The following is a 6,116-nucleotide window of genomic DNA, read 5'->3' as shown; positions in this document are numbered from 1 at the left end:
AAAAGCGCAAGACAAAGGTCGATGTCTTGTTCCAAGCAGCCCCAAAGGGCCGCCGCAAGGACACCGCCGCCTGCGCTTCTTCTTCCTTCTTCACTTGTCAAAGAGCAGCATCACCAAAGATGCAGTTTCCGAAGACGACAGCGCCTCACTCCGGTTTTACCCGGCTTGAGCCGCCAGCCTGTCAGGGAAACATCGGAGCTGCCATTTTCTGGCAGCGCCGGATGAGCCTGATTTAGGATCATTCGACCAGCTTGTCAACCCTGTTCTTTGCTAAAACCGGGCAACCCGTCCGAAAACGGAACCATACAGAAAACAGCCATCTATTCCCGACTTTCGTCGGGCGTATCAGCCCGTTTTCTGGAAGGCGCTGGCGCCGTCCGCATTCAGCGGCGGCGTCGATGGGCGGGTTATAAGCCCGGGTTCCGGAATCTGTCAACTCGGTTGTGAAAGTTTTTTGACACCGGGCGGAAGCTCACCCAGCGCATCGTTGATACGGAAAAGTGGACCCGGTTTTCCGTATCAACGATGCGCTTCCTTTAGAGGGAGCATCGGATTGATCCCAAAAGTGCAGATCCACTTTTGGGTCCGGTGCTCTAGCCACCCCTCCCCTCACAGGTTTCGGCAAGCCTTGCCTCACTGCCGACACAGTAGCGGGTGAAGCAAGCCAGGCGGCGCCTCTCTATCAGAGGAGCATCCGAGCGGTCTCTCTCCTCTTATGCTGTGCCGGTGCCCTCTCTTGTGCTAGAGCGCCTCTACCCCCTATGGATTAGGCTACTCAACCGGATACGACTTCTCATGAGCCATGTTCCTCCTGATGACAGCCTTCCGAAGGCTTCCCGACAGGAAGCCTTCCGCGGGTCGTCAAGAGTGGAACTGGGCCATGAACCGGCCTTGACCGCCAGCGGCGCCTCGGCTCCCGAGATCGACAAGCGCGAGATCAACCTGCGCTGGCTCGGCGCGAGCGTCCTGACAGGCGTCACCGGCGCGGTTCTGATCGGCGCCTCGATTCATATTTCGATCGAGGGCGCCACCAATGCCGTTCAGTCTCCGGAACTCGCCACGGTGAACGCCTATTCTCGGGCCGAGCCGGAAGGGGAGCGCGCCACGAACGCGGCTCGCAAGGGCGACCGGCTCAACATGACCGAGCTGACGACCTCCGCGAAGCAGAGCTTCAGGGCCGCCATGACCATCCGCAGCGGCGACCGCGAGGCCATCAAGGTCCGGCAGTTCGTCAAGATCGCCACCAATCTCTCCCTCACGGCCGGTACCTATGCCTCCGACATTCCCCCGTTCAATCCCATGCGCCTCTTCGCAGAGAATACGCAGGAGAAGATCGATCAGGTGCCGGAGATCACCGACGCGGATGTGTCCGTTCTTCGGAGGGACCTCGCCTCCATGGTCATCGAGGCAAGCTCGCCGGCTCTGACGGACGACGACGTCCTGGCCATGATCGAGGAAGAGAAGCGTGTCGGGGCCGGGACCGGGAGACGCTCCTCCGTGCCGATCCCGGCCCAGCAGATCCTGTCCCGCACCCTGCGTCAGCCCGATGGTCTCGGCGATGCCTTGGGATATGCCCGTGTCGTCGACGCGCCCTTCAGCACCATCGAAGTTCGGGTGATGCCCGAAAACGTCACCGATCTGCCGAAGATCGAGCAGAAGGCCGTTCCGCCCATGGTGGAAGAGCGTGACGTCGTCTTCAAGAAGGGCGAGACCCTCGAGACGGTTCTGCGCAGCTATGGTGCGACCCCGGAGCAGATCGCGGCGATCACCATGGCCCTGTCGGCGCGGATGAAGGTCGCGGCGATGGGAGAAGGCGCCCACCTGCGCATTCTCATCGCGCCCGGTCCGCGCCTGGGCGACCCCAGGCAGATCGTCCGCGTCATCGCATTCGGCGAAAAAGGGATTGACGGGATCGCCGCCACGAACGATCGCGGCGTTTTTGTCTCCGTGACGCCTCCCGAAGACCTTTCCGACCGCAAGGCGATGGCCGATGCGCAGGAAGAAGAGGAGGAGGAAAGCGGCGGTGGCGGCGTCAGGCTCTACGAGAGCCTGTACGAGACGGCCATGAAGAACGATTTGCCGCCGGAAACCGTGGAAGAGCTCATTCGCATCTTCGGCTACGACGTCGATTTCCAGCGCCGCGTCGCGCAGGGCGACAGCTTCGAAGTGTTCTTCGGGTCGGATGACGAGAATGCGCCGCCGGAAGTTCTCTATGCGGCCCTGACAGTCGGTGGCGAGGCGCGCCGCGTCTACCGGTTCCAGGGTGACGACGGATCCGTCGATTATTTCGACGAGACCGGCCGTTCCCTGAAGAAGTTCCTGCTCCGCAAGCCGATCTCCGACGGAATTCTGCGGTCGGGATTCGGATCGCGCTTCCACCCGATCCTGGGCTATGCCCGGCCCCATACGGGAATCGACTGGTCGAACAAGGTCGGCACGCCGATCCTGGCCGCCGGCAACGGCACCATCCGCATGGCGGACTGGAAATCGGGTTACGGTCGCCACATCGAGATTCAGCACGCCAACGGCTATGTGACCACCTATTCGCATATGTCGGGCTTTGCCAAGAACATGGCTCCCGGCGTCAGGGTGCGGCAGGGCCAGGTGATCGGATATCTGGGCAGCACCGGCCTCTCGACCGGTCCTCACCTCCACTACGAGGTGCTGATCAACGGCAGCTTCGTGGACCCTCTGAAGATCCGACTTCCGCAGGGCCGGGAGCTCGACGGCCGCAGCCTTGTCGAGTTCAAGCGCCAGCGCGAGCAGGTGAACGACCTGATGAGCCAGGCGGGTGCAACGGCAAGCCTGGCCCAGCGCGCGGAGCTGCGCTGAACCTGATGCTCGACCTGCTCACGATCGTATTTCCGGTCTTCGGCCTGATCGGGATCGGCTATCTCGCACGCCGCACGGGTTTCGTCTCCGAGCGGATGGGCGAAGGCCTCTCGGAATTCGTCTTCACCCTCTCGGTCCCCTGCCTGATCTTCCGCACTCTCGTGAAGGCCGAGATCCCGGAGACGCAGCCTTGGGGCTACTGGATCTCCTATTTCATAGGTGTCGCGGTCGCCTGGGTTCTGGCCACCGCGCTGGCCAAGCGATTTTTCGGGGTCAAGGGCGTAGCGAGCGTCGTGGCCGGGTTCTCGGCGGGCCAGGCCAATACCGTCTTCGTCGGCGTGCCCATGATCCTCAAAGCCTATGGGGACGAAGGCGCCGTCCCGCTCTTTCTGCTGCTCGCCGTTCATCTGCCCGTGACCATGACCCTGGCGACCGTGCTGGCGGAGGGGCGCCAAGCCTCGCCCCTCCTCATTCTGCGCCGTCTGGCGACGCATCCGATCGTGATCGGCATTCTTGCCGGCTCCGCTCTTCGCCCCATTGCCGGGATCGTTCCGACGCCCCTCTGGCAGATCATGGACCTGCTCGCGAGCGCGGCCGTTCCCTGTGCCCTGATCTCCATGGGCATCGCCCTGTGCCGCTACGGGATGAAGACCGGCTGGAAACTGCCGATGGTGATTTCCGTCCTCAAGCTCGTGGTTCACCCGCTCGTGGTGCTGCTGCTCGCGACTTACGTGTTCCAGATGCCGCCTGTCTGGGCGGGCGTGGCCGTGCTCTTCGCGTCGTGCCCTTCCGGCATCAACGCCTACCTTTTCGCGGAACGCTATGGGGAGGGCGTGGCGCTCGCCTCCAGCGCCGTGACGCTCTCCACGATCCTGGCCCTAGGCACCACTCTGTTCTGGCTCTATGTGCTGGGCGTAGGCTGAGAGGCAAAGCCCAGCCGCCGCCTGACCTCCGCCGCCGTCACGCCCCGGGCTCGCAACTCGCAGAGGGCCTCCGACTTCCGGCTCTTCGCCAGCTTGTCGCCGCCCGGATCGAGGATCAGGCCGTGATGGTGATAGAGCGGCGTGTCCAAGCCGAGCAGGGCCTGCAAAAGCACGTGCAGGTCGGTTGCCGCCTCCAGATCCTGTCCGCGGACCACATGGGTGACGCCCTGCAACGCGTCGTCCACCACGACGGAAAGATGATAGCTCGTCGGCACGTCCTTGCGCACGATCACAGCATCGCCCCAGCGCCAGGGATCGGCTGCCACAATCTCCTTGTCGCCCGTGAGGGAAAACCGCGTGAAGGCATAGGGACCCGAATGAAGGCGGCGGGCTTTTTCGCTGTCGATCCGCCAGGCATGCGCCTCGCCCGAGCGGGTCCTTTCCTCGATCTCGCCCCGCGAAAGGCCCTTGCAGGTGCCCGGATAGAGTGGCGCGCCATCGGAATCGCGCGGCCAAGCCTCGCCGCTTTTCCCCTCGATCGCCTCGATCCGCCCGGCGATGTGCTTGCGGGAGCAGAAGCAGGGATAGACGAGCCCCCTTCCCTTCAGAATCTGGAGAGCCGATCGATAATCCGAGAAATGCTCCGATTGCCGGCGCACGGGCTTTTCCCAGGACAGGCCGAGCCAGGTGAGATCCTCGACGATCCCCGCCTCGTATTCGGGGCGGCAGCGTGCGATATCGATATCCTCGATGCGCAGCAGAAACCGGCCGGCGAGCCGGCGGGCGAGCGCATCGTTGAGCAGGGCCGAATAGGCATGGCCGAGGTGAAGCCGTCCGTTGGGGCTTGGAGCGAATCGGAACACGGGCTTCGTCACGGACGGCCTTCAGGAAACAAGGAGCGGAATGGGATGGTCACCCTCCTCGAAACGGACGCGGTTCTCAAGAGGGGTTTGTCGGCGCTCGCAAAGGCCGATCCCGTCATGGCGAGGCTCGTCGCCGAAGGCGTGATCCCGCAGCTGCGCAAGCGTCCGCCGGGTTTCGAGGGGCTGGCGTGGATCATCGTCGGCCAGCAGGTTTCGACCGCAAGCGCTTCGGCCATCTGGGGGCGATTGCGGCTGATCCTGGATCCGCCGGAGCCTGAGCGCTTCCTGAGCCTCTCCGACGAGGAACTGAGGGGCGCGGGCCTTTCCGCCATGAAGATCAGAACGATCCGCGCCACGGCCACCGAGATCGTCGAAGGGCGGCTGCCGCTCGACCGGCTCCATGAGCTCCCCGCCGACGAGGCGCACGACCTCCTCACCCGTGTGAAGGGTATCGGCCCATGGACGGCCGACATCTATCTGCTGTTTTGCCTCGGCCATCCGGATGCGTTTCCGGGCGGGGACCTCGCCGTTCAGGAGGCCGCCCGGATCGCCTATGGGCTCGCCAAGCGGCCCGACGCGAAGGCTTTGACGGCCCTCGCGGAAGGTTGGCGCCCCTGGCGCGGCGTGGCCGCCAAGGTGCTCTGGGCTTATTACCGTGTGGCAAAAGCGCGGGAGGGCAGCCCCGTCACGTGACGTCTCACCCCCGCTGCGCGGCGGCAAGGGAGGCCTGGGCGCCGGCCCTCAGCATGGCGGTGTCGCTGCCGATCGAGACCATGTTGAAGCCCTTGCGGGCGAGTTCCCCGGCCCTCGCGCCGGAGGGCGCATAAATTCCGGAGAGCTTGCCGGCGGCCTTCACGCGGGCGAGCACATGGTCGAGCGCCTTGTCGACCTCGGCGCTGGCCGGATCCACGCTCTTGCCGCCCGACAATGCGATGGAGAGGTCCGCTGGACCGATGAAGACGCCGTCGATACCGGGCACATTGAGGATCTCGTCGAGAAGGGCGAGCGCCTCCCGGGTCTCCACCATGGCGAAGGAAACCGTCAGGTCGTTGGCCCGGCGCAGATAGTCAGACGGATCCAGACCTGAGAGGGAAAGCGCGCCATAGGCGCCCCAGCTGCGCTGCCCCACGGGCGGAAATTTCATGAAGGAGGCAAAGAGCCGAGCGTCCTCGACGGTGTTGATCATGGGCGCGATCACCCCCGATACACCGGCGTCCATGAAGCGAGAGGCGGAGGCGAAATCGCCCACCGGCACCCGGACCAGGGCCGGCTTTCCCGCCGCCGCGATCAACGGCACGGCCCGGAGCGCCGCGGCGAAGTCGATGGAGCCATGCTGCATGTCCATCACGACCGCATCGAACTCTTCCCTGGCAAGCAGGCCCGGAACGGAAGGATCCGGGATTCCGCACCAGGCGGTGAGCAGGGGCGTGCCTGCTTTCAGGAGGTCGGGGAAGGATGGATTGGTCAGCATGGCGTTCTTTCTTATCCTGGTGCTTCT

Annotated in this window: 6 protein-coding genes; 4 read left to right on the top strand and 2 right to left on the bottom strand. The window is 64.2% G+C overall.

All coding sequences use genetic code 11. The features are described 5' to 3' along the window. From ACS5Q0_RS22535 to ACS5Q0_RS22525, 3 genes are all read left to right on the top strand, one after another. A partial coding sequence (locus ACS5Q0_RS22535) for a hypothetical protein (RefSeq protein WP_473128891.1) occupies positions 1-236 on the top strand: 236 nt, incomplete at its 5' end. A gap of 559 nt (positions 237-795) precedes the next feature. Next, complete coding sequence (locus ACS5Q0_RS22530) at positions 796-2,832, top strand: peptidoglycan DD-metalloendopeptidase family protein (protein WP_473128890.1); 2,037 nt, start codon at positions 796-798, stop codon at positions 2,830-2,832. Between the two features lie 5 nt (positions 2,833-2,837). After that, on the top strand, positions 2,838-3,755 hold the full coding sequence (locus ACS5Q0_RS22525) for an AEC family transporter (RefSeq protein WP_473128889.1): 918 nt from the start codon (positions 2,838-2,840) through the stop codon (positions 3,753-3,755). On the opposite strand, the gene gluQRS is transcribed toward ACS5Q0_RS22525, so the two are convergent. Then, entirely contained in the window at positions 3,734-4,630 is an 897-nt protein-coding gene (gluQRS, locus tag ACS5Q0_RS22520; RefSeq protein WP_473128888.1) for a tRNA glutamyl-Q(34) synthetase GluQRS, read from the bottom strand. The genes ACS5Q0_RS22525 and gluQRS overlap by 22 nt on opposite strands. 33 nt (positions 4,631-4,663) lie before the next feature. Here gluQRS and ACS5Q0_RS22515 point away from each other — a divergent pair, with 33 nt between their 5' ends. Further along, positions 4,664-5,311 carry a DNA-3-methyladenine glycosylase family protein gene (locus ACS5Q0_RS22515; protein WP_473128887.1) on the top strand — a complete coding sequence of 216 codons (648 nt, stop codon included), beginning with the start codon at positions 4,664-4,666 and terminating at the stop codon, positions 5,309-5,311. A gap of 4 nt (positions 5,312-5,315) precedes the next feature. Here ACS5Q0_RS22515 and ACS5Q0_RS22510 read toward each other — a convergent pair whose 3' ends face one another. After that, on the bottom strand, positions 5,316-6,089 hold the full coding sequence (locus ACS5Q0_RS22510) for an HpcH/HpaI aldolase family protein (protein WP_473128886.1): 774 nt from the start codon (positions 6,087-6,089) through the stop codon (positions 5,316-5,318). Positions 6,090-6,116 lie beyond the last annotated feature (27 nt).

Source organism: Microvirga sp. HS2 (genome assembly GCF_055792805.1).
The sequence above is the reverse complement of the archived record's forward strand: the minus strand, read 5'-3'. Positions and strand labels throughout refer to the sequence as shown.

Excerpts from the sequence above, each read along its gene's own strand:
- ACS5Q0_RS22530 (WP_473128890.1), top strand. The coding sequence starts at position 796 with ATGAGCCATGTTCCTCCTGATGACAGCCTTCCGAAGGCTTCCCGACAG.
- ACS5Q0_RS22525 (WP_473128889.1), top strand. The coding sequence starts at position 2,838 with ATGCTCGACCTGCTCACGATCGTATTTCCGGTCTTCGGCCTGATCGGG.
- ACS5Q0_RS22515 (WP_473128887.1), top strand. The coding sequence starts at position 4,664 with ATGGTCACCCTCCTCGAAACGGACGCGGTTCTCAAGAGGGGTTTGTCG.
- ACS5Q0_RS22510 (WP_473128886.1), bottom strand. The coding sequence starts at position 6,089 with ATGCTGACCAATCCATCCTTCCCCGACCTCCTGAAAGCAGGCACGCCC.